Raw genomic sequence first — 23906 nt, forward strand, 5'->3', positions numbered from 1 at the left:
TCGGGCGTGGTTAAGCACCGCGCACCCCTCTGTGACGACATGTTCGTCAGGATAAACAGAGGGATAGACCATGGATTACACACCGATTGAAACCACGGAAATCGTCGTTACCGCGGCGCGCGTTCCGGAACGTGCGGCGGACAGCGCCGCCAGCGTCACCATCATCGACACCAAGCGCATCGCGCGGCTGGGCGAGCCTCTGGTCCCGGCCCTGCTGCGCCTGGTGCCGTCGACCGCCGTCGCCACCTCGGGACCAGCGGGATCATTGGCTGAAGTGCGCATCCGCGGCGCTGAGGCCAATCACACCCTGCTGTTCATCGACGGCATCCGCGCCAACGATCCCGCCGCCGGCAACGCGCCGCGGTTCGAGCTGCTCAACGCCGATCTCGTCTCGCGGATTGAGGTCGTCCGAGGACCACAATCGGCACTGTGGGGATCGGAGGCGATCGGCGGCGTGATTGCGGTCGACGGCGATACTGGTGAAGCAACGTCGTTTTCGGCCGCGACTGAAGCCGGCTCGTTCGGCTTTCGCCGGGCGACGGCATCGGTGTCGGCGACGCCAGGCGCGGCGAAACTGGCGGCGGCCATAGGGTGGCAGCGCGCGAGGGGCATCGATATTTTCGGCGGCGGCGACCGCGACGGCTATCGCAACCTGTCGGGCCGCGCCCGGGCAAGCTGGGACCTGTCCCCGAGTGTCGAAGTGGGCGCCTCCGGCTTCGCTTTGACTGGCCGCAACGCGTTCGACGGCAGCAATCCGTTCACCTTCGCGCCGACGCAGGACTTGGCCAGCACCAACAAGCTGGCCGCCGGTCAGCTCTGGATCCGCGCTGGCAGCCCGACTTCAGCGTGGAGCGGCCATCTGTCGGCGTCCCTGCTCGGCTCGAAGAAGGACAATTTTTTCGCGGGCGCACCGATCAACCAGACCAGCGGCGGGCGGACGACGTTGAGCGGACAGATCGAGCGCCGCTTTTCAACCGGCGGCGTCGACCATCAGCTGATCGGTGCGGCGGACCATGAAAGTGAGCGCTTCCAAGCCCGCGATACCGTTTTTGGCGGCTTCAGCGCCCAGGACCGGACCCGGCAGCACCAATCGCTGACCGTCGAATGGCGGGCCAAGGCGGGGCCCGTGGTTGCCGACGTCGCGGTTCGTCATGACCGTTTCAACCGCTTCAAGGAAGCCACCAGCTTGCGCGTTTCGGGCCTTGCTAACCTTGGCCACGGCCTGTCCGTGACGGCGTCCTACGGCGAGGGCATCGCGCAGCCGACGTTCTTCGATTTGTATGGATTCTTTCCCGGAAGTTTCATTGGGAATCCATCGCTTCGACCGGAAAGCTCACGCGGTGTCGAAGCATCACTCCGCTACCGTTCCAATCATGCTCGCGCATCTTTTTCAATCTATCGCCAACGACTCAGCGACGAGATTGTCGATATCTTCGGCTCGCCATTTTCCACCACCATCAACCGCGATGAAAAGAGCCGCAGATCGGGAATCGAAGCGGAATTCGGCTGGCAATTCGGCGAAGCGCTCAGGGTGGATGCCAACTATGCCTATCTGAAAGCATCGGAACCGGGCTCGGTCGCCGGCAGCCAGGTGCATGAACTGCGGCGCCCCAAGCACAGCGGCTCGCTCGCGCTCGACGGCACCCGCGGGCGCTTCAGCTATGGCGCATCGATCGCTTCCGCTGGCACGCACGACGACATGAATTTTGACGTCTTTCCGTTCGAGACTGTGCGCCTTCACTCTTATTGGCTTGGCGGTGCGCGTGTCGCTTTTGCGGTGAGTACTCGAATCGAGCTGTTCGCCCGCGCCGCCAATGCCTTTGACGCGCACTACCAGGACGTGTTTGGTTATCGCACCGAAGGGAGGAGCCTTTATGCTGGCATCCGCCTTGCTGATCGGCGCTAGTGTCGCCTCGCTCAACCTGTGCACCGACGAATATCTGCTGCTGCTCGCCCGCCGCAACGAGATCGCCAGTGTCAGCTTCCTGTCGCAAGACCCGTTGGAATCGCCTTTGTGGCGATCGGCGCGACGATTTCCTGCCAATCGCGGGTCGATCGAGGATGTGCTGGCACGTCGGCCCGACACTGTGCTGACCATGGGTGGCGGCGGGCGGGCGACCCGCCTGCTCGCCCGGAGGCTGCGCATTCGGCCGGTCGAGTTGGTGTCGGCGGAGTCGCTGCAGGATGTCGCGACGAACTTGCGAACCGTGGCAACAGCGCTGGGTGAACCGGCCAGGGCAACGCCGTGGCTGGACCGGCTATCGCTCTTGCAACGGACCCGCCCGGCGGTGGCAAAAGACACCATGTGGATTTCGGGTGGCGGCTCGACTTTGGCGGCTGGTTCGATCGGCACCCAGTGGTTGCGGCTCGCCGGTCTCGAACAGCGCCCCCTGCCCGGCGGACGCGCTAGCCTCGAAACGCTGCTGGTGCGGCCGCCCGCGGTGCTGGTCCGCAGCGAGTATCGCAGCGCGCAGGTGTCTAGCGGGACGCGCTGGCTGGATCATCCTATCGTCCGCAATGCCAAGTCGCAGCGATTGACGACCGATGGCCGCCGCTGGACGTGCGTGGGGCCGTTGATGATCGCTGAAATCGAACGCTTGCGGGCGGCGACGCGGTGACTCGTTCAATCGTCCTCCTATGCGCCGCGCTGATGATGCTCATGCTGTTGCACCTCCTGGTGCCATTGGGACCGCTGCTCGAGTTACGGCGGACCGATCCCAGCCTCGCGGCGCTGCTGTTTACCGAATTGCGCCTGCCACGGACGCTGCTGGCGGCGGGCTATGGCGCGGTGCTCGGCATGACCGGCGCCGCGCTGCAGGCGATGTTCGCCAATCCGCTCGCCTCCCCCGACATCACCGGCAGCAGCAGCGGTGCGGCGCTGGGCGCGGTTCTCGGCGCCTATTGGTTCGGGATCGTCGATCCGCTCGCGCTGGCCGCCTTTGGTGCCGGAGGGGCGGGTCTGGCGCTGGCGGCACTAGTCCTACTGGCTGGACGCCGCAGCGACACCGCGACCTTGCTCCTCGCCGGGGTCGCCATCGCGCTCGCCGCGGGCGCCGCCACCAGCCTGCTGCTCGCGCTCGCCCCCTCCCCGTTCGCTTACTACGACAGCTTCGAATGGTTGATGGGGAGCTTCGTCGATCGCAGCCTTCCCCAAGCCGCCGCTGCGCTGATCCCGGCGGCATTGGCTTGTGCTCTGCTGGCCAGGCGAGCCCGGGCGCTCGACCTGATGGCGCTGGGCGAAGATGTCGCGGCGTCGCTCGGCTTTCCACCGCGCCGGCTCGGCATTGAGGTCGTCGTTCTGTCGGCCATCGCGGTCGGGGCGTGCGCGTCGGTGTGCGGCGCGATCGGTTTCGTTGGCTTGATCGCACCTTATGCCGCGCGTCGCTTGAGCGGCGGCCATCCCGGTCGCGCGTTGGTCCCGGCGGCGCTGATCGGCGCAATCATGCTGGTCCTTGCCGATCTTGCGGTCCGGTTTGCGCCAGCGGGACGTAACATTCCGGTGGGCATTCTGACCACGGTCGTCGGCACGCCATTGTTCATCTGGCTGGTGATCGGCATGCGCCAAAGGATGTCGGGGCGGCTGACGTCATGACGCCGCTGCTCACAGCGCAAGGGGTCGCGATCGACGGCCGCCTGCACCCGACCGATCTCGAGGTTCCAGCGGGTTCGCTAATTGCGCTGATCGGCCCCAACGGCAGCGGTAAGACCAGCCTGCTGCGGGCCTTGGCCACGATCCAGATGACCGGGGGAAGCGTCGCCATCGAACGCGAGGATTTGATGTTTGCGCCGGTCGCCCGGCGCCCGCGCCTGCTGACGTTCCTGCCAACGACCCGCGACCTGGTGTGGCCGATCAGCGTTCGGGACGTCGTCGCCCTGGGACCGATCCGGATCGCGCCGCAGCGCATCGATCAACTGCTTGATCAACTAGAGCTCCAGCCCTTTGCGAACCGCCCAGCCAACCAGCTTTCGACCGGCGAACGAACCCGCGTGCTCCTGGCTCGGGCACTGGCACCGTCGCCGCGGCTGCTGCTGCTCGACGAGCCGCTATCTAACCTTGACCCTTATTGGGTGCTCAAGACGCTGGAATTACTCCGCGAGACGGTGCGAGCGACCCATTGCTCGGCGATCGTTTCCCTTCACGACATCGATCGTGTCGGCGGGTTCGATCGGGTGTTGCTGTTGGACAATGGAAGCATCGCCGCCGACCTTCCGCCGCCCGCCATGTTGACGAGCGACGAACTATCGAGAAGTTTTCGGATCGAACGCGGCGAAGCGGGTTGGCGGCTCAGGCCGCCGGCGGGTCGGCGATCATCGCCGTGAATTGGGCTTCGGCAACGACCTTGCCGTCGACCAGCGCCCGGCCGGCGAACTTGCAGACGCTGCTCCGCTTCTGGACGAATTCGACCTCAAGCCGCAGAAGCACGCCGGGTACGACCGGCGCGCGGAACTTCGCTCCTTCGATGGCCATGAAATACACCAGCTTGCCGCTGTTCGCGAGACCGAGCGATTCGACGGCGAGTACGCCCGCCGCCTGGGCGAGCGCTTCGACGATGAGCACTCCGGGCATGATCGGACGCCCGGGAAAATGACCCTGGAAGAACCCCTCGTTGATCGTCACCGCCTTGATGGCGACGATCGACCGGTCGATTTCCAGCGATTCGACCCGGTCGACGAGCAGCATCGGATAACGATGCGGTAGCGCCGCCATTACGCGCCCGATATCGAGCGCAGTTGCGGCGGCGCCTTGCGCGGATTCGGTCACCGGCCCTGAGGAGCGGCCTGAGCGGGGGCAATCGTCTGCAAGCTGGGCAAGGATGCATTGAGCGCGGCCAGCACGTCACCGGAAACGTCGAGCGAGGCGCTGGTTGCCAACGTGGTGCTGACCTCGACCATGATATTGGCCCCGCGCCGCTGCATGACCTGCTGATAGATCGGGCCCAGTTTGGCGGCAATCTGCTGCTGGATATAGGCCTGATTGCGCTGAATTTGCTGCTCCTGGCGGGAAATCTCCTGCCCGGCTGCCTGGCGCTTGGTTTCGAACGCTTGGGCGCGCGCTTGCAAAGCCGCATCCGGGGCCTTGCCAGCGAGCGCGCTCGCCGCCGCCTGAATGGCCTTGCCTTCCACTTCGAGCGGCGCTGCCAGCGAGGCTTGGCGAGCCTTGAGCGCGTTCAACTGGCTGGTCAGCGCGGCCTTCGCGGTTTTGCAAGCGTTGCACTGGGAAGTGACCTTTTCGAGATCGACGACGGCGATGGTTGCCGCCGGGACACTTTGAGCCATGACGGGAGCGGCTAGTCCAAGGAGTGCCGCCGCGACGGAGGTGTGGAGCAAAATCATTTTCATCAGAATTGGGTTCCTACGTTGAAGCTGAACAATTTGGTGTCGTCGCCTTGCTGAGAAAGCAACGCCTTGGCGATATCGAGACGGAATGGTCCGAATGGTGAAACCCAGTTGACGCCGACGCCGATCGCCAAACGAGGTTTGGGTGAATTGCCGAGAAACGTCTCCTTGATCCCGGCGACACGGGAAAAGCCGGTCGGGCCACTCGTCGGACCGCAAGTCGTCGCGGCGCCGCCGGGGACGAGGTTGAAAGTTGGCAAGGTCGTATTTGCTGTAACCGGAACACAGATCGCAATGATATCCGTCAGCTCCGGCTTTGTCAGTGACCAAACCGAACCCACGTCGATAAATGCCGATGGGCGCAATCCCAGACTGCGGATCGATGAGCTGACGGGAACCTCGAGCTCCACGCGGCCCATGTAATAAGCACGGCCGCCAAGCGAGTCGCTGGTTTGGTTGGTCTTGGTGTCGAGAGCGCCGGTAATGTCATAGGTGGTACGAACAATGCGCGGGCCGATCCCGCGGATATCGAAGCCGCGCATCTGAGGGCCAAAGAAGCGGTCGGTAAGCCGGATGGCGTCGCGGCCGGGACCCGGCGATTTCGTCAGCGGCATAATATACCCGCCTTCGGCGTGAACGGAAGCCACCCAGCCGGAGCGAACTTCCTTGTATTTCGTCGCGTCAAATCGCGTGCGTAGGTACCTCACGTCGCCCAACAGGCCGGCGAAATCCTGCGAAAAAAGGATTCGTTGGCCGCGGGTCGGACGAATGCCGTTGGTGTCGTCGTGCAGCAACGAAAGCCCAACCAGCGACGTCACCCGGCTCCCGATTTCATCGCAAAGGTAGCGACCAGCCTTGACCGGGTCGCATTCCAGCCCCCTTGGACCGATACCGTCCGGATCGGAGTAGAACGTAGCCTTGTTGAGCGTGATCTTATCGATCACGAACGAATAGCGGCCACCGAAGCTAACGAACTCGGTAACTGGAAATCCGATCCGCAAACCGGTGCCGGTACTGATCTGCGAATAAGTGGTGTTCCGCTTGTTATCGACGAAGTTGAAGCTGTTGTAGTCGCGCCGATAGACTTCGCCACCGAGCAGGATCTGCTTGTCGAACAGATAGGGTTCGACAAAGCCCAGCTGCACCGACCGCGAATATCGCGAATAGTTGATACCGGCGTTAAGCTCCTGGCCCTTGCCCATGAAATTGCGTTGGGCAACCGACAACTGCAGTACGAACCGTTCGAGACTGGAATAGCCGCCCGACAGCTGGAGTTCGCCGGTGGATTTTTCTTCGACGTCGACGCCAAGCACGATGCGATCCGGAGCCGATCCTTCGGTCTGCTTGATTTCAAGCTTGTCCTGGAAGAAGCCGAGGCTCTGCAAACGGTCCTGCGAGCGCTTGACCTTGATGGCGCTAAACGCGTCGCCTTCGTTGAGGCGAAACTCGCGGCGGACGACCTTGTCGCGGGTGGTGGTGTTGCCTTGGATGTTGATGCGTTCGACATAAACACGGGGCGTTTCGCCTACCCGGAAGGTGAGGTTCATCAGCCGCTTTTCGACGTCGCGGTTAAACGCCGGGTTGATGTCGGCAAAGGCATAGCCCGAATTACCCGCCAGCTCGGTCAGTTGGGACACCGTATCCTCGACCGCCTTGGCGTTGAACCAGCTGCCGGGCTGCAGGGTGACGACGGCCTTGACCTTTTCGGCGGTCAGGTCGCGTAGCGCGCTTTCGGCATCAATGGTCCCGAACTTGTATCGCGGGCCCTCTTCGACGACGTAGGTAATGATGAAGTCGCGACGGTCCGGGGTGAGCTCGGCAAGCGCCGAAACGACGCGAAAATCAGCATAGCCCTGGGTCAGGTAGTAGGCGCGCAGCTTTTGCTGGTCGGCTGCCAGCCGGTCCGGATCATAGCTGTCATTAGACTTCATGAATCCGAGCGGTCCGCCCGCCTGCCGGGTGAACATCTCCTTGCGCAGCCGATCGTCGGGAAATTCATTGTTGCCGATAATATTGATCCGGCGGACCTTGGATTTGTCACCTTCGAAAATTTCGAACACCAAATCGACGCGATTCTGGTCGAGCTGGACGATCTTGGGCTCGACGCGGGCGGCGAAACGCCCTTCGCGCCGGTACAACTCAACAATCCGTTCAACGTCCGTGCGGACCTTGGTCCGAGTGAAAATCTGGCGCGGCGCGAGCTTGATCTCAGGCAGGATCTTGTCGGACTTGAGGCGCTTGTTGCCCTCCAGGACGATGCGATTGATGACCGGGTTTTCGCGCACCGTAATGACAAGATTGCCGGTATCCGCGCCAGTGATGACGACATCCGTGAACAGCTCGGTCGCGTAAAGGTCCCTAAGCGCCGTATCGAGCGTCGCGGGCGTATAGGTCTGGCCCGGCGACAGATTGGCGTAGGCGCGCACGGTCTCGGGCTCGAGGCGCTCGCTGCCGCGGATGGCAATCGACCGGATCTGACCCGTTAGCGCGAATGGCGCCGGAGCCACGGTTGCCGCCGGTGTGGTGGCTGGCGGGGTTGCCGGTGTGGCCTGGGCGAACAGCGGCCCCGACCAGGCGCCAAGAATGGTGCCGACGAGGAGCGTTGCACTTGTGCGCTTGCCGATAATCTTAGTTCCTGAAATCACGCGGTCCCCGCCTTAAGTGAATTTTCGCGTTCGGCTAGCGAACCCGGAGATACTCGACCCGCCCTGCCTTAAGCGCCTTAGCCAATCAAGCGCTCAAGCCGGTCCCAAAGACCGAATGTGCCGAGATCGTTGAATGTCGTAAACAGCAGCAAGGCAAGGATAAGTGCCAGTCCGCCGCGGAACGCCCAATCCTGCACCTGCAGGCTGACCGGCCGCCGTCGGACCGCTTCGACTGCGTAGAAGAACAGGTGTCCACCATCAAGCACCGGGACTGGCAATAAGTTGATGAATCCCAGATTAATTGAAAACAAAGCGAGCAGCTGAATGAACTCAAATGCGCCGAGGCTTGCTTGCTGTCCGGCGATCTGAGCAATTTTTAGCGGCCCGCCAAGATCTTTTGCCGACCGCCGACCGGTGACGATCTGCCACAGTCCGTCGATCATCGAACGTGTCAGGCGCCCGGTATAGGCCACCGCGGCCGGGATCAGCTGCAACGGTTTCAACGGTACATATTCGCGGCCCTGCGCGTAAACACCTAGTCGTCCGATCCGGAAACGCTGGCCGAAAGCGTCTTGTTGTTCCTCGACCGCGATCCGCGCGATGGCTCGGCGATGCTGGCCCTGGCGGATGTAATCGACCGTCGCGTCCTGGCCCGGTCGGAGAATGACGTAGGTCGCCAGTTCTTCGAAACTCGCCGTCGTACGGCCGTCAACGGCAACGATATGATCGCCTCGGATGAGGCCAGCATGTTCGGCCGCGCTGCCGGGCGCGACGCGGAACGCGACCGGAGGCGTGCGTGGCATTCCTAACGTCGCAAAAAATGCCGCGAAAATCACGATCGCAAGCAGGAAGTTGGCCATCGGGCCAGCCAGCACGATCAGGAACCGCTGCCACACCGGTTTTAAATGCAAGCTGCGCGCTCGCAGCTCCTGTGGAATTTCCTCCGGATCGACCGGGGCACTGGCCGGATTCATGTCGCCGACAAAGCGCACGAACCCGCCGAGCGGCAGCCAGCCGACTTTCCAGCGCGTGCCGCTGCGGTCGGTCCAGCCGACGACTTCCCGACCGAACCCGATCGAAAAAGTCTCCGCGCCAACCCCGAACAGCTTCCCGACGAGATAATGGCCAAGCTCGTGGATGAAGACGAGCGGTCCGATAGCGCAGATAAACGCGATAAGGATCAGCCAGAGGGGCGGTTGTTGAAGCATTAGTGGCAACGGGCCTCGATCAGTTCGGCAACGGCGTGTCGCGTCTCAAGATCGATCTGGATCACGTCCTCGATCGAGCTCGGAGCCCCCGCGACAGCCCGTTCGAGTGCTTGCTCGACCAGGCTCGCGATCTCCGTAAAGGCAAATTGGCCGGCGAGGAAGCCGGCCACGGCAACTTCATTGGCAGCATTGAGGATCGTCGGCGCCGCGCCGCTCTGCTCAAGCGCTTGACGTGCGATCCTGAGCGCCGGAAACTGTTGCAAATCAGGTTGTTCGAAGTCAAGACTGCGAATAGTTGCGAGGTCGAGCCGCTGCGCCGGAGTTGCCATCCGCTCGGGCCAGGCAAGGGCATAGGCAATCGGCACGCGCATGTCCGGACTGCCGAGTTGGGCCAGAACCGAGCCGTCGATGAACTCGACTAGCGAATGCACGACCGATTGCGGATGGATCAAGATATCGATCCGGTTCGACGGCAGGCCAAACAGATGATGGGCTTCGATGAGCTCGAGTCCCTTGTTCATCAGCGTTGCTGAATCGACCGAAATCTTGGCGCCCATCGTCCAATTTGGGTGCGCGACCGCCTGGGCGGGCGTGGCCGCGCGAATAGCAGCGTCCGATGCGGTGCGGAACGGCCCGCCGCTGGCGGTCAGGATCAGCTTCGCGACGTCTTCGCGGCGACTGCCGGCAAGGCACTGGAAAATCGCATTATGCTCGCTGTCGACCGGCAATAAAGTGGCGCCGTGACGAGCCGCTGCATCAATCATCAGTGCACCGGCGCTGACCAGGGCTTCCTTGTTGGCGAGAGCAACCGTCCGCCCGGCCTCGATCGCCGCCATGACCGGTACCAGCCCGGCGCAGCCAACGATCGCTGCCATCACCCATTCCGCTTCGCCGGCGGCCGCCTCGTTCAACGCGTCGGCACCGGTCGCGGCGCGGCAATCGGTCCCGGCCAGCCTCGTCTCCAGCTCGGCCAGGTGGCTGGGGTCGGCAATCACGGCCAGCTTCGCGCTGGTCCGCCTGGCAGCGTCCGCCAGGCCTTGCGCATCGCTGCCGGCAGTCAATGCGATGACATCAAAGCGGTCGGGTGAGCGCTCGATCAGGTCGAGCGTCGATGTGCCGACCGACCCGGTGGCACCAAGGATCGAGACCCTGCGCTTCACGCGAGGCCCGCCAGTTGCGCCGCGGCGGTCAGGATCGCGACCGGGATGAGGCCGTCCAACCGGTCGAATACCCCGCCATGGCCCGGGAGCCAGCTACCCGAATCCTTCACCCCCGCTCGCCGTTTCATCCAGCTTTCGAACAGGTCGCCGCCTTGAGCAGCAACCGCGAACAGCGGCGCCAGCACCAATAGGGTCAGCCTAAGATCGGTGAGCAGCGCCCATCCCCCGCCAAGGATCGCCGCCCCCGCCATGCCGCCATACAGCCCTGCGACCGTCTTTCCCGGGCTGATCGTCGGCGCCAGCTTGGCGCGGCCGAAGCTGCGGCCAATGAAGTAAGCGCCGATGTCGGTCGCCCAGGTAATGACGAAGATCCACAGCAGCAGCGCCAAGCCATGGTCGGCGCGATCGCGGATCCACAGCAAAGCCAGCGCCGGCACCAGCGCATAGACGAACCCGGAGATATACCAGGCGGCGCCCCAGCCGCGGACCAGGCGGGTCCACTCATAATAAATCGCGGTTGCGGCGGCGGCGGCCAGGACAGCAAAATAGTAGCCGCCCTGCAGCGCTGCGGCGACGGCGATCAGCATCATGACGATGGCCGAAAAGGTGCGGACGAAAAGCTCGTTCACCGGCCACCGAAACGCCGCTGCCGCGCCGCAAACTCCGCCACCGCCGCCTTGAATTGAGTCTCGTCGAAATCCGGCCAAAGCACCGGCGTGAACAGCATTTCGGCATAGGCCGCTTGCCACAGCAGGAAATTGGACAGGCGCACTTCACCCGACGTGCGAATGAGGAGGTCGAGCTCGGGGAGGCCGGCCGTTTGCAGCTCGGCGCCGAGGGCGCCCTCATCGATGGAGTCAGGATCAAGGGTCCCGGCCTTGGCTTTGCGCGCCAGCGTCCGGGCGGCATCGGCAATCTCGGTCCGCGACCCGTAATTGAGCGCGACCACCAGCGTCAGTCGGCTGTTCTCGGCCAGCCGCTCAATGGCTTTTTCTAGGCGCTCGACCAGGTCGGGGCCGAAGGCGGCATAATCGCCGATCAGCTTTAACCGTACACCTTCCTTGGCCAGCAAATTGAGTTCTCGTTCCAGATAATAGCCGAGCAGGCCCTTCAAGTCAGAGATTTCACCTTCCGGACGGCGCCAATTCTCGGACGAAAACGCGTAAAGGGTCAGCGTGTCGACGCCGCATTCAGCAGCAGCACGCAGCGTCTTGCGGACTGCCTCGGCCCCGGCCCGATGCCCAGCGACGCGCGGCAACCCTCGCTGAGCGGCCCAGCGGCCATTGCCGTCCATGATGATCGCGACGTGGCGCGGAACGATGCTGCCGCCAGCGTTGGCGAGCGGGTTCGCTCCCTCTGGCGCCGCGGCAGGCTTTGGCTTCACTTGCCGAGGATTTCCTTTTCCTTGGCGTCGGCGGCGGCGTCGATGTCGGCTATGGTCTGGTCGGTCATTTTCTGGACTTCGCCTTCCAGCCGCTTGCGCTCGTCCTCGCTGATCTCGTGCTTCTTCTCGTCGTTCTTGAGGTGATCCATGCCGTCGCGGCGGACGTTGCGGGCCGCGATCCGCGCCTTTTCGGCAAATTGCCCGACCAGCTTGGCGAGCTCCTTGCGCCGCTCTTCGGTCAAGTCGGGGATCGGCAAGCGGATCAGTTGGCCATCGGTGATCGGATTGAGGCCAAGGCCGGCCGACTGAATGGCCTTTTCAATCGGGTGAACGCTCGATTTGTCCCACACTTGCACGGTCAGCAATCGCGGCTCTGGCACCGATACAGTCGCCACCTGGTTCAGCGGCATTTGCGCGCCATAGACCTCGACCGTGATGTGATCGAGCAAGGCGGTCGACGCGCGTCCGGTGCGCAGCCCGACAAGGTCATGTTTCAGGGCCTCCAGGGCGCCGTGCATCCGGCGCTGCAGGTCCGCTTTGTCGATGCTCGTCGTCATGCTTTCTCCTCGTTCTGAACGATCGTCGCGACGCCCCCACCGGCGAGCACCTTGGCAAGGTTGCCGGGCTCGCGGATGTTGAAGATGACGATCGGAATGTTGTTGTCCCGGCATAAGGCGACCGCGGCGGCGTCCATCACCTTCAAATCGTCGCCGAGCACCTTGGTATAGCTCAAATGGTCGTAGCGCTTGGCGCTTTTGTCGATCTTGGGATCGGCGGTGTAGACGCCGTCGACGCTGGTGCCTTTGAACAAAGCATCGCAGCCCATCTCCGCGGCACGCAGCGCCGCTGCCGTGTCGGTGGTGAAGTAAGGATTGCCGGTGCCGGCGGCGAACAGCACGATCCGCCCTTTTTCGATATGCCTGAGCGCGCGGCGGCGGATATAGGGCTCGCTGACGCTGGCCATCGGGATCGCCGATTGAACCCGGGTGTCGACGCCGGCTTTTTCCAGCGCGTTCTGCAACGCCAGAGCGTTCATCACGGTCGCCAGCATGCCCATGTAATCGGCGCTGGCGCGGTCAAAGCCCTTCGCCGCTGCCGCAACCCCGCGAAAGATGTTGCCGCCGCCGACGACCAAACACAATTCATGGCCGTGCGCCTTGGCCGCGGCAATTTCGCCGGCCAGCCCGGCAACGGCGTCCGGGTCGATGCTTTGCTGCCCTTGCCCCATCAGCGCTTCGCCGGAGAGCTTCAGGAGGATGCGGTTGAAGCGAGGCCGGGTCATGTGTGGGCGGATCCTCTGCGGCGAACGGTCAAACGGGCGGACACGCTCTTATGGCGCGCCCGTCCAGTTGCCAACCTTGCTGTTCCGTTCGGGCTTAAGAAACCGGTTCGGCTTTGACCCCGGATGCGGCGGCGACTTCAGCGGCGAAATCGCTTTCTTTCTTCTCGATGCCTTCGCCGATCTGGAAACGGACAAACTCGGCCAGTTCGATAGTGGCGCCGGCATCCTTGCCGGCAGCGGCTACGACATCGGCAATCGGTGTCTTGTTGTCCATCACGAACAGCTGCGACAGCAAGGCATTGTCCTTGCGGAACTTGGCCAAGCCGCCCTCGACCATCTTCTCGACGATGTTAGCCGGCTTGCCGCTTTCCTTGGCCTTTTCGATCGCAATTCCACGCTCGCGCTCAATCAGCACTGGCGACAGCGACGCCGCATCGAGCGCCAGCGGGTTGGCGGCCGCGATGTGCATCGCCAGCTGCTTGCCGAGCGCCTGCAGCGTCTCGGCCAAAGCCTCGCTTTTGAGCGCCACGAGAACGCCGATCTTGCCGAGCCCGGGGGCGGCCGCATTGTGGACGTAGGAAACGACGGCGCCCTTGGTCACTTCGACCACCGCGGTGCGGCGCAGCGACTGGTTCTCGCCGATCTTGGCAATGCTTTCGGTCAGCGCTTCGGCGACCGTGCCGCCGCCCGGGAATGGCGCCGCGCCGAGCGCGTCGATATCGCCGCCGCTAGTCAAGGCCAGCTTGGCGACTTCGCGGACGAAGTTTTGGAACTGCTCGTTCTTGGCGACGAAATCGGTCTCGGAATTGACCTCGACAACGGCGCCGCGGGTACCTTCAACAGCGACTCCGACCAGGCCCTCGGCGGCGGTGCGGCCGGCCTTCTTAGCAGCAGCGGCGAGGCCTTTGGCACGCAGCCAATCAACCGACGCTTCCATTTCGCCCTGGTTCTCGGCTAGCGCCTTCTTGCAATCCATCATTCCAGCGCCGGTGCGCTCGCGCAGTTCCTTGACTGCCGCGGCCGTAATCTCAGCCATTCATGCTTCCTCTTTGAATTTAAGTCCGCTCGGCCCCGAATTGTCCGGACGGCCGAGCGATAGATGGGGCGTGGCCGGTTAGGCTTCCAGCGCGGCCTCGACCGGTGGTTCGGCCATCGCACCGATGTCCTCGCCGCGGGCCGCGGCATTGCCGGCCCGGCCATTGTTCGCCGCCTCGGCAATCGCGTCGCAGTACAAGCGGATCGCCCGGCTGGCGTCGTCATTGCCCGGAACCGGGAAGGCGATGCCCTGCGGATCGCTGTTCGAATCGAGGATCGCGACGACCGGAATGCCGAGCACATTGGCTTCCTTGATCGCCAGTTCTTCTTTGTTCGAATCGATCACGAACATGACGTCGGGAAGCCCGCCCATATCGCGAATACCGCCGAGGCTCTTCTCGAGCTTGTCGCGTTCGCGCGTGAGCTGCAGGACTTCCTTCTTGGTCAGGCCGGCGGTGTCACCCGACAGCTGCTCCTCGAGGCTCTTCAAGCGCTTGATCGAGTTGGAAATCGTCTTCCAGTTGGTCAGCATGCCGCCGAGCCAACGGTGGTTGACGAAATGCTGGCCGCTGGCCGCAGCCGACGCCGCGACCGCGTCTTGCGCCTGGCGCTTGGTCCCGACGAACAGGATTTTGCCGCCGCGAGCAATGCTCTGGCCGACGAAATCGAGCGCTCGCGCGAACAAGGGGACGGTCTGCGACAGATCGATGATGTGGACGCCGTTGCGATCGCCGAACAAATACGGCTTCATTCGCGGGTTCCAGCGGTGGGTTTGGTGGCCGAAATGCGCTCCGGCCTCAAGCAATTGCTGAATCGTGACGACGGGTGCCGCCATAGTATTTCTCCTTCCGGTTAGGCCTCGACGGAACCCATGCAACCGATCATGCGATCGGCACCGGTATGAGTGGCTCCGTCTGTGGAATGGCCGCGCACTAGCCCAAGCGGTGCCAGGTTTCAAGTTGGCCGACTTTGGGGCTTGACAGGTGCGGAACAAAAGATGAACATTGGTAAAGATCAAGGGACTGCACCAAGCCATTTCCGGAACGAAATGACCGCAAGTGGGTTTGGCGCTCAAACAGGGAACAAGATCATGCTCGCACCGCTCGCTACCCTCGCCTTCCTCGTTGTGCTTTGGCTCATCGCCTTCTTCTTCGCTGGCCAGCTAGGTCAGTCGGCAAAGATTGGCGCGGCTTTGAAGGGCTCGTCACTGCTTGCCGTAGCTCCGAGGGTTGGCCCGGTGGCAATGCGGCTCAGCCTGCGTTCCCGCTCACTACGGCCGCTGCGTGTGCAGCCCCAGCTGCGCGCCGCCGCCTGACCCGGGCATACGAAGCGATGCTGAACGGCACCATCGCGATATAGACCAGGGAAATCGCTAGCAGCGTTATCCAGGGCTGGGTGATCAACGCGGCGCCTAACAAGCCAATTCCGGCAATCACGAACAGCCGCGACCCGCGACGGATGCGCAGGCTCGACCAGCTGAAGGTGGCGACACTCGAAATCAGCAGCAGCGCGATGAAGATGACCCACGGCATGACCACGTACCAGGCGCGGAAGATTTCATTGTGGCCGGTGACTAGCCACAGATAGACCGGGACGAACGCCAGCCCAGCCCCCGCCGGCGCGGGGACGCCGGTTAAATAGCCGGCCGATTTGTGCGGCTGATCATCAGCATCCATGCGCGAATTGAACCGCGCCAGCCTTAGGGCGCAGCAAACCGCCAATGCCAGTGAGGCAATCCAGCCGAACTGCGGCGCGGCATGGAGCGACCACAAGAACATGATCAGCGCCGGCGCCACGCCGAACGCACTGACGTCGGACAAACTGTCGAGCTCGGCCCCGAAGCGGCTTTGGGCACGCAGCAAGCGGGCAATCCGCCCGTCCATGCCGTCGAGCACGCCGGCGCCGACGACGCAGGCCAGCGCCAGCTCCCAATGATTGTCGTTGCCCTGCGCCGCCGAGACCGCGAAACGGACCCCGGTGAGGCCAAAACACAGCGCCAAAGCGGTCACCGCATTGGGGATCAGAGCCCGAAACGCCATGCCCCGCTCGGGCGGCGGCTTGCCGGTCATTGGCTAACGCCGACCAGGCCCGGGTCGGTGCTGATCTCGGCCACAATCGTCTCGCCGGCGATGCAGCGCTGCCCAAGCAGGACGCGAGGGCCCGTTCCAGCGGGCAGGTAGACGTCGACCCGGCTACCGAATCGGATCATCCCGATCCGCTGGCCGGCCTCGACATTATCGCCTTCGTGCACGAACCCCAGGATGCGCCGCGCGACCAAACCAGCAATCTGGGTGAAGCCGATCTTCACGCCGTCCGCGCCCTCGACCAGGAAATGCTGCCGTTCATTGTCCTCGCTGGCCTTGTCGAGATCGGCATTGAGGAATTTGCCCGGCACATAAGCGATCCGGCGCACCCGGCCGGAAATCGGCGAGCGATTGATGTGAACATCGAACACGCTCATGAAAATCGACACGCGGACCATCTCGGCGTCGCCAAGTCCGTCACTGCCGCGCAGTTCTGGCGGTGGCGGCACCTTGGCGATGAGCGTAATCAGACCGTCCGCCGGGGCGATAATGAAGTTGGCACCGCGCGGCGTGGTGCGGACGGGGTCGCGAAAGAAGGCCGCGACCCAGATCGTGAAGCCGACCAACAGGAAAGTAAGGAAATCCCAGTTGATCCAAAAAGCGACCAAGGTGATCGCGGCGGCGAGGACGACGAACTTACGCCCTTCGGGATGGACTGACGGGAAACGCCATTTGACGGTCGTGGCGGGTGGCGTGCCGGGCGGGCTGTCGGGCTTGTCTATTTCAGGCATGCCAGCTCCTTAGTGGTCGCGCTGCGCGCGCACAACGCCGCGGTTGCGCGGGCTTGGGGCGCGTCCTAAGGCGCCCGCGATCCTTTCGGGAACAGGCAAACGCATGACCAAGATCAAGGTGAAGACCCCGCTCGTCGAGCTCGACGGCGACGAAATGACCAGGATCATCTGGCAATGGATCCGCGAGCGGCTGATCCTGCCCTATCTCGACGTCGACCTCATCTATTTCGACCTCGGCATCGAAAAGCGCGACGAGACCGACGACACCATCACGGTCGAGGCCGCCGAAGCGATCAAGCAATATGGCGTCGGGGTAAAATGCGCGACCATCACACCAGACGAAGCCCGGGTGAAGGAATTCAGCCTCAAGAAAATGTGGAAGTCGCCCAACGGCACGATCCGCAATATCCTCGGCGGCGTGGTATTTCGCGAACCGATCGTGATTTCCAACATTCCCCGGCTGATCCCCGGCTGGACCGACCCAATCGTCATCGGCCGCCATGCTTTTGCCGACCAATATAAAGCCACCGATTTCCTCATCCCCGGCAAGGGCAAATTGACGATGAAATGGGTTGGCGACGACGGCCAAATCATCGAGCATGAAGTATTCGATTACCCGTCCGCCGGCGTCGCGATGGGCATGTACAACCTCGACGATTCAATCCGCGAATTCGCCCGCGCCTGCTTGACCTACGGCTGGAACCGCAAATGGCCGGTCTATTTGTCGACCAAGAACACCATTCTCAAGGCCTATGACGGCCGCTTCAAGGATATCTTCCAGGAAGTTTTCGATAGCGAATTCAAAGACAAATTCGCGGAAGCAAAGATCGAATATCAGCACCGGCTGATCGACGACATGGTCGCCTCCGCCCTCAAATGGAGCGGCAAATTCGTCTGGGCCTGCAAGAATTACGACGGCGACGTCCAGTCGGACCAGGTCGCGCAAGGCTTCGGCAGCCTTGGGCTGATGACCTCGGTGCTGATGTCACCCGACGGCAAGACCATTGAGGCCGAAGCGGCGCACGGCACGGTCACCCGCCACTATCGCATGCATCAGGAAGGCAAGGCGACTTCGACCAACCCGATTGCCTCGATCTTCGCCTGGACTGGCGGCCTGAAATACCGCGGCAAATTCGACGATACGCCCGACGTCGTCGGTTTCGCCGAGACGCTCGAGCGGGTGTGCATCGAGACGGTCGAGGCGGGCCACATGACCAAGGATCTGGCGATCCTCGTCGGTCCGCAGCAGCCATGGATGACCACCGAGCAATTCTTCGAAGCCATCCGCACCAATTTGGAAGCGGCTATGGGGAGCGCCGGCTAGCTTCAGGAGACCGAACCCGTTCGCGCCTGACGCCAAGGCCGATGAGCCGGCCGGGGATGCGGCGCAGTAGCGGGAAGCGGTTGAGCAAGCGGACGAGGAGTGGCGCCTTGGTCAGCGGCGGTCCGGGCTTCAACAGGCGGCCGATGATGCGATCCTGGGCGATGACCTGCGCCGCCTGAATGACCCGGGTGGGAAACATCCGCCGTTCCTGCACTTTGCTGAGCAATCCATCGACCAACTCACCACGCACCAGCGGGCCGCCAAGGATGTTCGCGGAGGCGACCGCGTCCTGGACCGCCAAATTGATGCCGATGCCGCCGATCGGCGACATGGCGTGGGCGGCGTCGCCGATCGCCAGCAGCCCGGGCCGGTGCCAGCGGGTCAACCGGTCGACCTTCACGCTGAGCAAATGGAGGTCGGAAATATCGTCGAGCTCGGCGAGGTCGATTTCCGGCGCCGCCGCCGCCACTTCTTCGCGGATCGCCGCGATCCCTCGCGCCTGATATTGCGCGGCCATGCCCTTGGGGATCAGAAACGCGCACTGCCAATAATCGCCGCGATCGATCATCACCAGCAGCCGCCCACGCGCGACATTGCCGCGCAATCCGCCGCTTTCGTCTTCGCGTTTGCCGACCCGGAACCAGAAGACGTCCATCGGCGCGCCGAGATCCTCGACCGGTAGCATGGCGCCGCGGACAATCGACGCGCGGCCGTCGGCGGCAATGGTCAGCGGAGCGCGCAGCTCTTCCCCGTCGGCGAGGCGGACGCCGTTCACCCTGCCCTGGTCCTCGATGAAGCTTGCGACCGACGCTTCCATGTCGACCTGGAAACCCGGGAACGCCTTGGCTTCGTCGCGCAGGAAATCGAGGAAATCCCACTGCGGCATCATGGCGATGAACGGAGCTGGCGTGTTGAGGTGCGACAGGTCGCCGATGGTGTAGGTCCGGCCCGCCATCCTCAGCTCCGCCGAATTCAGCCGGTTATGGGCACGGCTCAAAAAACGCTGCAACATCCCCAGTTGGTCGAGGATTTCCATGGTCGACGGGTGGACCGTGTCGCCGCGGAAATCGCGGAAGAAATCGGCATGTTTCTCGAGGATCCGAACGCTGCAGCCAGCCCGTGCAAACAACAGGCCGGCCATCACCCCGGCCGGCCCACCGCCAACGATAATCAGGTCGGCATCTGGCGTCATGACGTCAGCCCTAATGCGGATAGGCGCACCGTGACAAGCCGCGCCTTGCCTGCTTAAGCTGGCGCATGGCGGGCGAGATCAGCGGCACCGGATTGCGCGACGCGCTGGTCATCCTCGGCGCGGCGGGGATCGTCATCCCGGCCTTTGCGCGGCTCAGAATTTCGCCGGTGATCGGCTTCATTGTCGTCGGCATGATCGCCGGCCCATTCGGACTCGGCGGCCTGGCGCCAAGCCATCCCTGGCTCAGCGTACTGACGATCAGCGACCGCGCGGCGATCGAGCCCTACGCCGAACTAGGCATCGTCCTCTTGCTGTTTTCGATCGGGCTGGAGCTGAGTTTCCGGCGGTTGGTGGCGATGCGCAAGGCGGTGTTCGGGGTCGGCGCCGCCGAACTGTTCCTCGGGGCTTTGCTGATCGGTGGCGGGCTAATCGTCACCGGCACGGCGTCAACCAGCGCCATTGTCCTCGGCTTCGCGCTGGCGATGTCGTCGACCGCGCTGGTGTTGCCGATTGCCGGTACCACGTCGCCGGTCGGCAAGGCCGCGTTCGCGATGCTGCTGTTCGAGGATTTGGCGCTGGTGCCGCTGTTGTTCCTGCTCGGCAGCGCCGGGGCGGGCGCAGCTCAAGGCCTGGCCGACGTCGTCTGGAAGGGTGCGCTGGTCATCGCCGGAATGCTGGTCGCGGGCCGGCTGCTGCTGCCGCCGCTGTTTGCGCAGGCGGCACGGACCAAAAGCCCCGAACTTTTCCTCGCCGTCAGCCTGCTCGTCGTGATCCTGGCGAGCATGGCGACCGGCGCGGTCGGGCTGTCGCCGATCCTCGGCGCATTGATCGCCGGCGTGCTGATCGCCGAGACCGAGTATCGCAGCGAAGTCGAGGTGGTTACCGCGCCATTCCGGGGTTTGGCGCTCGGCATTTTCCTCATCACCGTCGGCATGCGGATCGATTTCCATGCGCTTGCCGCGATGTGGCCGCAGCTGCTCGCTGCCTTGGTCGCGGTGCTGGTGATCAAAGCGGCCGTGACCGCGCTGTTGCTCAGGCTTAGCGGGTCGCGGCTCGGCATGGCGGCGGAGACTGGACTGCTGATGGCCTCACCGTCGGAAACGACGCTGATCCTGCTCGGTGCGGCGGCTGCGTCGGGTGCGATCTCAGCAGACACGGCAACTTTCTGGCAGGCGGTGACCGCGGTCGGGCTGACGATTACGCCGCTGCTCGCCACCGTCGGCAAGCTGGCGGCGCGAGGCGTCGATCGCCGCGCGCCCGAACCGGTTCTGGAAAGCGAGGCGAAAGGCCGCACCGTGATCTTCGGCTTCGGCCGCGTCGGGCAAATGGTCGCGACCATGCTTGCCGAGCACAAGCGGACGTATCTCGCGGTCGAAAGCGACATCGACGCGGTGATGGCCGCGCGCGAAGCCGGGTTCCATGTGTTGTTCGGCGATGTCGCGCGTGGCGAATTGGTCGACAAACTGCACCTCGGCCATGCGGCCGCGCTGGTGCTGACGATGGACGATCCGGTGCTGGTGGCGCGCCTCGCGCGGCGGGTGCGCAAATCATGGCCCAACCTCGCGATCATCGCCCGCGCCCGCGACACCGCCCACGCCGCGATGCTCTACAAGGCCGGCGTGACCGACGCCGTGCCCGAGACCGTCGAAGCGTCGCTACAACTGTCCGAGGCGGTGCTGGTCGACATCGGCCTGGCGATGGGTCCGGTGATCGCCAGCATCCACGAAAAACGCAGCCAGTTGAGGGCCGAGATAAAGCAGGAGGCCGAGCTGGATGTGGAGCCGAAGCTCGGGCGCCGGAAGCTGCGAGACTCCTCTCCGCCGACTTAAGCCGCCACCTGTTCCAGCGCGTTACGGACAGCGGCGACGGCGTCTTCCGCCTTCGCGCCGTCCGGCCCGCCGCCTTGGGCCATGTCGGGACGGCCGCCGCCGCCCTGCCCGCCCAGCGCCGCCACAGCCGCCTTGACCAGTTCAACCGCGCTGACTTGCTTGGCAAGGTCGTCGGTGACCCCGACGGCGACGCTGGCGCGGCCGTCGTTGACGGCGACCAAGGCCGCAACCCCCGAACCGAGGCGCTGCTTCATCGTGTCGACCGCGGCGCGCAAGTCCTTGGGATCAAGCCCCTCGACCACTTGGCCGAGGAAGGCATGGCCGCCGACCTGCTCGGGCGCTTCAGCCTCCGACTTCGCCGATCCACCTCCCATCGCCAGCGCCTTCTTGGCGTCGGCCAGTTCGCGCTCAAGCCGCTTGCGGTCTTCGACCAGGGCCAAGACCCGGGCTGGCACTTCGTCGGGCGACGCCTTGAGCGTGGCCGCGGCTTCGCGGAGCTTGGCATCGCGCTCGCCCAGCCATTGCCGCGCCGCTTCGCCGGTAAGGGCTTCGATGCGCCTTACGCCGGACGAAACAGCGCTTTCGCTGATAATCTTGAGCAATTGGATGTCGCCCAGCGCGCGGACGTGGGTGCCGCCGCACAGCTCAACCGAATAATCGGTCTCGGCGTCGCGGCCCATCGACAGGACGCGGACTTCATCGCCGTATTTCTCGCCGAACAGTGCCATCGCGCCGGCGGCAATCGCCTCATCCGGAGTCATCAACCGTGTCGTCACCGGCTGGTTGGCGCGAATCTGGGCATTTACGTCGGCCTCGACCGCGGCGATGTCGGCGCGCGACAGCGCCGTGGGGTGCGAGAAATCGAAGCGAAAATGATCCGGCGCGACCAGACTGCCTTTCTGGGTGACGTGATCGCCGAGGCGATGGCGCAGCGCGGCGTGGAGCAAGTGAGTCGCGCTATGGTTGGCGCGAATCCGGTCGCGGCGGTCCGAGTCCACGTTTTGATGCAGTGTGTCGCCGACTTTGAGGCTTCCTTTTACTACCTTGGTCAGCAACGCGTGGAGGCGGCCTAGCGGCTTCGATGTGTCCTCAACATTGCCTTTGAAGCCGTTGAGTGCAGTCAGTTTTCCGGCGTCTCCGACCTGCCCGCCGCTCTCGCCGTAGAACGGCGTCTGGTTGAGCAAGACCTGCACCGTTTCGCCGATTTTGGCGCTGTCGACCGGCTTGCCATCCTTGACGATCGCCAGCGCCACGCCCTCGGCCTCGTCGCCCGAGAAGCCGGTGAATTCGGTGCTGCCATGCGCTTCGGCAAGGTCGAACCAGATGTCGTCGGAAGCGCGGTCGCCCGAGCCCTTCCACGCGGCGCGCGCGGCGGCCTTCTGCGCGGCCATGGCGGTGTCGAACCCGGCGCGATCGACGGCGAGGCCACGCATCCGCAATGCATCCTCGGTGAGGTCGTAGGGGAAACCAAAGGTGTCATATAACTTAAAGGCTACTTCGCCAGGAAATACCGGTGGAGGCATCTTCTCCTTCAACCAGTTTGCGCCGAGGTAATTCGTGAGATTGGAAACCTCTTCGTCGAGCAGCCGCAAGCCGTTGACCAGAGTGCGGCGGAACTGGGTCTCCTCCTGCGCCAGCGTCGCCTCGATCAGCGGCTGGGCGCGGACCAATTCGGGGGAAGCGGCGCCCATTTCGGCCACCAACGCTGGCACCAGGCGGTGCATCAGCGGCTCCTTCGCGCCCAGCAAATGCGCGTGGCGCATCGCCCGGCGCATGATCCGACGCAGGACATAGCCCCGGCCCTCATTGGCCGGCAGGACGCCGTCGGCGACGAGGAAGCCCGAGGCGCGGAGATGATCGGCGATAACGCGGTGCGACGCCTGCTGCTCGCCTTGCGCTTTGGTCCGGGTCAGTTCCTCGCTGGCGTGGATCAGCACCTTGAAAGTATCGGTGTCATAATTGTCGTGGACGCCCTGCAGCACCGCGGCGATGCGCTCGAGCCCCATGCCGGTATCGATCTGCGGCTTGGGCAGATCGCTAACGATTTTATCGTTTTCCTGCAGGAACTGCATGAACACGAGGTTCCAGATCTCGACGAAGCGGTCGCCATCCTCGTCCGGCGATCCCGGCGGCCCGCCGGCGAGATGGTCGCCATGGTCGTAGAAAATCTCCGAGCACGGCCCGCTCGGCCCGTCCGGCCCCATCGCCCAGAAATTGTCCTTGGTGGCGATGCGGATGATGCGGTGCTCGGGCAGGCCCGCGATTTTGCGCCACAGGTCGAACGCCTGGTCGTCGGTGTGATAAACGGTGACCGTCAGCTTGTCGGCGGCGAGCCCCCATTCCTTGGTCAGCAAATTCCACGCCAGTTCGATAGCGCGGTCCTTGAAATAGTCGCCGAACGCAAAATTGCCGAGCATTTCGAAAAAGGTGTGGTGGCGGGCGGTGTAACCGACATTGTCGAGGTCGTTGTGTTTGCCCCCGGCGCGGACGCACTTTTGCGAGCTGACGGCACTCGAATAAGGCCGCGATTCCAGGCCGATAAAGACGTTCTTGAACGGCACCATACCGGCGTTGACGAACATCAATGTCGGGTCGTTGTGCGGGACCAAAGGCGCCGACGGCACGCGCCGGTGCCCTTCCCGCTCGAAGAAATCGAGAAACCCGCGGCGGATGTCGTTGGTCGAGGTCATATGCA

The 23906-nt window shown here is 63.7% G+C and carries 21 protein-coding genes; 6 read left to right on the top strand and 15 right to left on the bottom strand.

The window, feature by feature from the left end; genetic code table 11:
- The first annotated feature begins 70 nt into the window (after nt 1–70).
- Genes RMO25_RS00605 through RMO25_RS00620 form a run of 4 tightly spaced genes read left to right on the top strand, consistent with a single transcriptional unit; the run spans nt 71 to nt 4320 of the window.
- Nucleotides 71–1906 (top strand): TonB-dependent receptor domain-containing protein, encoded by a 1836-nt coding sequence (locus RMO25_RS00605; protein WP_309660658.1) that lies wholly within the window; start codon nt 71–73, stop codon nt 1904–1906.
- Nucleotides 1875–2618: a hypothetical protein gene (locus RMO25_RS00610; protein WP_309660659.1), complete on the top strand. Its 744-nt coding sequence runs from the start codon at nt 1875–1877 to the stop codon at nt 2616–2618. Before RMO25_RS00605 ends, RMO25_RS00610 begins: the two co-directional genes overlap by 32 nt.
- Entirely contained in the window at nt 2615–3592 is a 978-nt protein-coding gene (locus RMO25_RS00615) for an iron ABC transporter permease (RefSeq protein ID WP_309660660.1), read from the top strand. Before RMO25_RS00610 ends, RMO25_RS00615 begins: the two co-directional genes overlap by 4 nt.
- A complete protein-coding gene (locus RMO25_RS00620) occupies nt 3589–4320 on the top strand; it encodes an ABC transporter ATP-binding protein (RefSeq protein WP_309660661.1) in 732 nt (243 codons plus the stop codon). The genes RMO25_RS00615 and RMO25_RS00620 overlap by 4 nt, the downstream gene beginning before the upstream one ends.
- Here the strand turns inward: RMO25_RS00620 and fabZ are convergent.
- The 13 genes from fabZ to RMO25_RS00685 form a co-directional block, all read right to left on the bottom strand.
- Complete coding sequence (fabZ, locus tag RMO25_RS00625) at nt 4286–4708, bottom strand: 3-hydroxyacyl-ACP dehydratase FabZ (RefSeq protein ID WP_309660797.1); 423 nt, start codon at nt 4706–4708, stop codon at nt 4286–4288. The genes RMO25_RS00620 and fabZ overlap by 35 nt on opposite strands.
- A 50-nt stretch (nt 4709–4758) precedes the next feature.
- A complete protein-coding gene (locus tag RMO25_RS00630; RefSeq protein WP_309660662.1) occupies nt 4759–5277 on the bottom strand; it encodes an OmpH family outer membrane protein in 519 nt (172 codons plus the stop codon).
- A 62-nt stretch (nt 5278–5339) separates the two neighbouring features.
- Nucleotides 5340–7979: an outer membrane protein assembly factor BamA gene (gene bamA / locus RMO25_RS00635; protein ID WP_405051814.1), complete on the bottom strand. Its 2640-nt coding sequence runs from the start codon at nt 7977–7979 to the stop codon at nt 5340–5342.
- 80 nt (nt 7980–8059) lie between these two features.
- Nucleotides 8060–9190 (bottom strand): RIP metalloprotease RseP, encoded by a 1131-nt coding sequence (rseP, locus tag RMO25_RS00640; protein WP_309660664.1) that lies wholly within the window; start codon nt 9188–9190, stop codon nt 8060–8062.
- Nucleotides 9190–10350 (bottom strand): 1-deoxy-D-xylulose-5-phosphate reductoisomerase, encoded by a 1161-nt coding sequence (locus tag RMO25_RS00645; RefSeq protein WP_309660665.1) that lies wholly within the window; start codon nt 10348–10350, stop codon nt 9190–9192. The genes rseP and RMO25_RS00645 overlap by 1 nt, the downstream gene beginning before the upstream one ends.
- Nucleotides 10347–10979, bottom strand: a complete 633-nt coding sequence (locus RMO25_RS00650) for a phosphatidate cytidylyltransferase (protein WP_309660666.1) — start codon at nt 10977–10979, stop codon at nt 10347–10349. Before RMO25_RS00650 ends, RMO25_RS00645 begins: the two co-directional genes overlap by 4 nt.
- Nucleotides 10976–11734, bottom strand: a complete 759-nt coding sequence (locus RMO25_RS00655) for an isoprenyl transferase (RefSeq protein WP_309660667.1) — start codon at nt 11732–11734, stop codon at nt 10976–10978. Before RMO25_RS00655 ends, RMO25_RS00650 begins: the two co-directional genes overlap by 4 nt.
- A complete protein-coding gene (gene frr / locus RMO25_RS00660) occupies nt 11731–12291 on the bottom strand; it encodes a ribosome recycling factor (protein ID WP_309660668.1) in 561 nt (186 codons plus the stop codon). The genes RMO25_RS00655 and frr overlap by 4 nt, the downstream gene beginning before the upstream one ends.
- Entirely contained in the window at nt 12288–13016 is a 729-nt protein-coding gene (gene pyrH / locus RMO25_RS00665; protein ID WP_309660669.1) for a UMP kinase, read from the bottom strand. The genes frr and pyrH overlap by 4 nt, the downstream gene beginning before the upstream one ends.
- A gap of 94 nt (nt 13017–13110) precedes the next feature.
- Nucleotides 13111–14052, bottom strand: a complete 942-nt coding sequence (gene tsf, locus RMO25_RS00670) for a translation elongation factor Ts (protein ID WP_309660670.1) — start codon at nt 14050–14052, stop codon at nt 13111–13113.
- A gap of 78 nt (nt 14053–14130) precedes the next feature.
- The gene (gene rpsB / locus RMO25_RS00675) at nt 14131–14886 is read right to left on the bottom strand and encodes a 30S ribosomal protein S2 (RefSeq protein WP_309660671.1); all 756 of its coding nucleotides are present in this window, start codon (nt 14884–14886) and stop codon (nt 14131–14133) included.
- 415 nt (nt 14887–15301) lie between these two features.
- Complete coding sequence (locus RMO25_RS00680; protein WP_309660672.1) at nt 15302–16120, bottom strand: phosphatidylcholine/phosphatidylserine synthase; 819 nt, start codon at nt 16118–16120, stop codon at nt 15302–15304.
- The gene (locus tag RMO25_RS00685; protein ID WP_309660673.1) at nt 16117–16866 is read right to left on the bottom strand and encodes a phosphatidylserine decarboxylase; all 750 of its coding nucleotides are present in this window, start codon (nt 16864–16866) and stop codon (nt 16117–16119) included. The genes RMO25_RS00680 and RMO25_RS00685 overlap by 4 nt, the downstream gene beginning before the upstream one ends.
- 103 nt (nt 16867–16969) lie before the next feature.
- Between RMO25_RS00685 and RMO25_RS00690 the strand changes: the two genes are divergently transcribed.
- Nucleotides 16970–18190, top strand: a complete 1221-nt coding sequence (locus tag RMO25_RS00690) for an NADP-dependent isocitrate dehydrogenase (protein WP_309660674.1) — start codon at nt 16970–16972, stop codon at nt 18188–18190.
- Here the strand turns inward: RMO25_RS00690 and RMO25_RS00695 are convergent.
- On the bottom strand, nt 18171–19382 hold the full coding sequence (locus RMO25_RS00695) for an FAD-dependent oxidoreductase (protein ID WP_309660675.1): 1212 nt from the start codon (nt 19380–19382) through the stop codon (nt 18171–18173). The two genes, RMO25_RS00690 and RMO25_RS00695, sit on opposite strands and share 20 nt — an antisense overlap.
- Before the next feature lie 65 nt (nt 19383–19447).
- Between RMO25_RS00695 and RMO25_RS00700 the strand changes: the two genes are divergently transcribed.
- On the top strand, nt 19448–21211 hold the full coding sequence (locus RMO25_RS00700; RefSeq protein WP_309660676.1) for a cation:proton antiporter: 1764 nt from the start codon (nt 19448–19450) through the stop codon (nt 21209–21211).
- Here the strand turns inward: RMO25_RS00700 and alaS are convergent.
- Nucleotides 21208–23901, bottom strand: coding sequence for an alanine--tRNA ligase (alaS, locus tag RMO25_RS00705; protein WP_309660677.1), 2694 nt, complete (start codon nt 23899–23901; stop codon nt 21208–21210). The two genes, RMO25_RS00700 and alaS, sit on opposite strands and share 4 nt — an antisense overlap.
- Nucleotides 23902–23906: the final 5 nt, after the last annotated feature.

The organism is Sphingomonas sp. (genome assembly GCF_031361285.1).
Taxonomy (GTDB): Bacteria; Pseudomonadota; Alphaproteobacteria; order Sphingomonadales; family Sphingomonadaceae; genus Sphingomicrobium.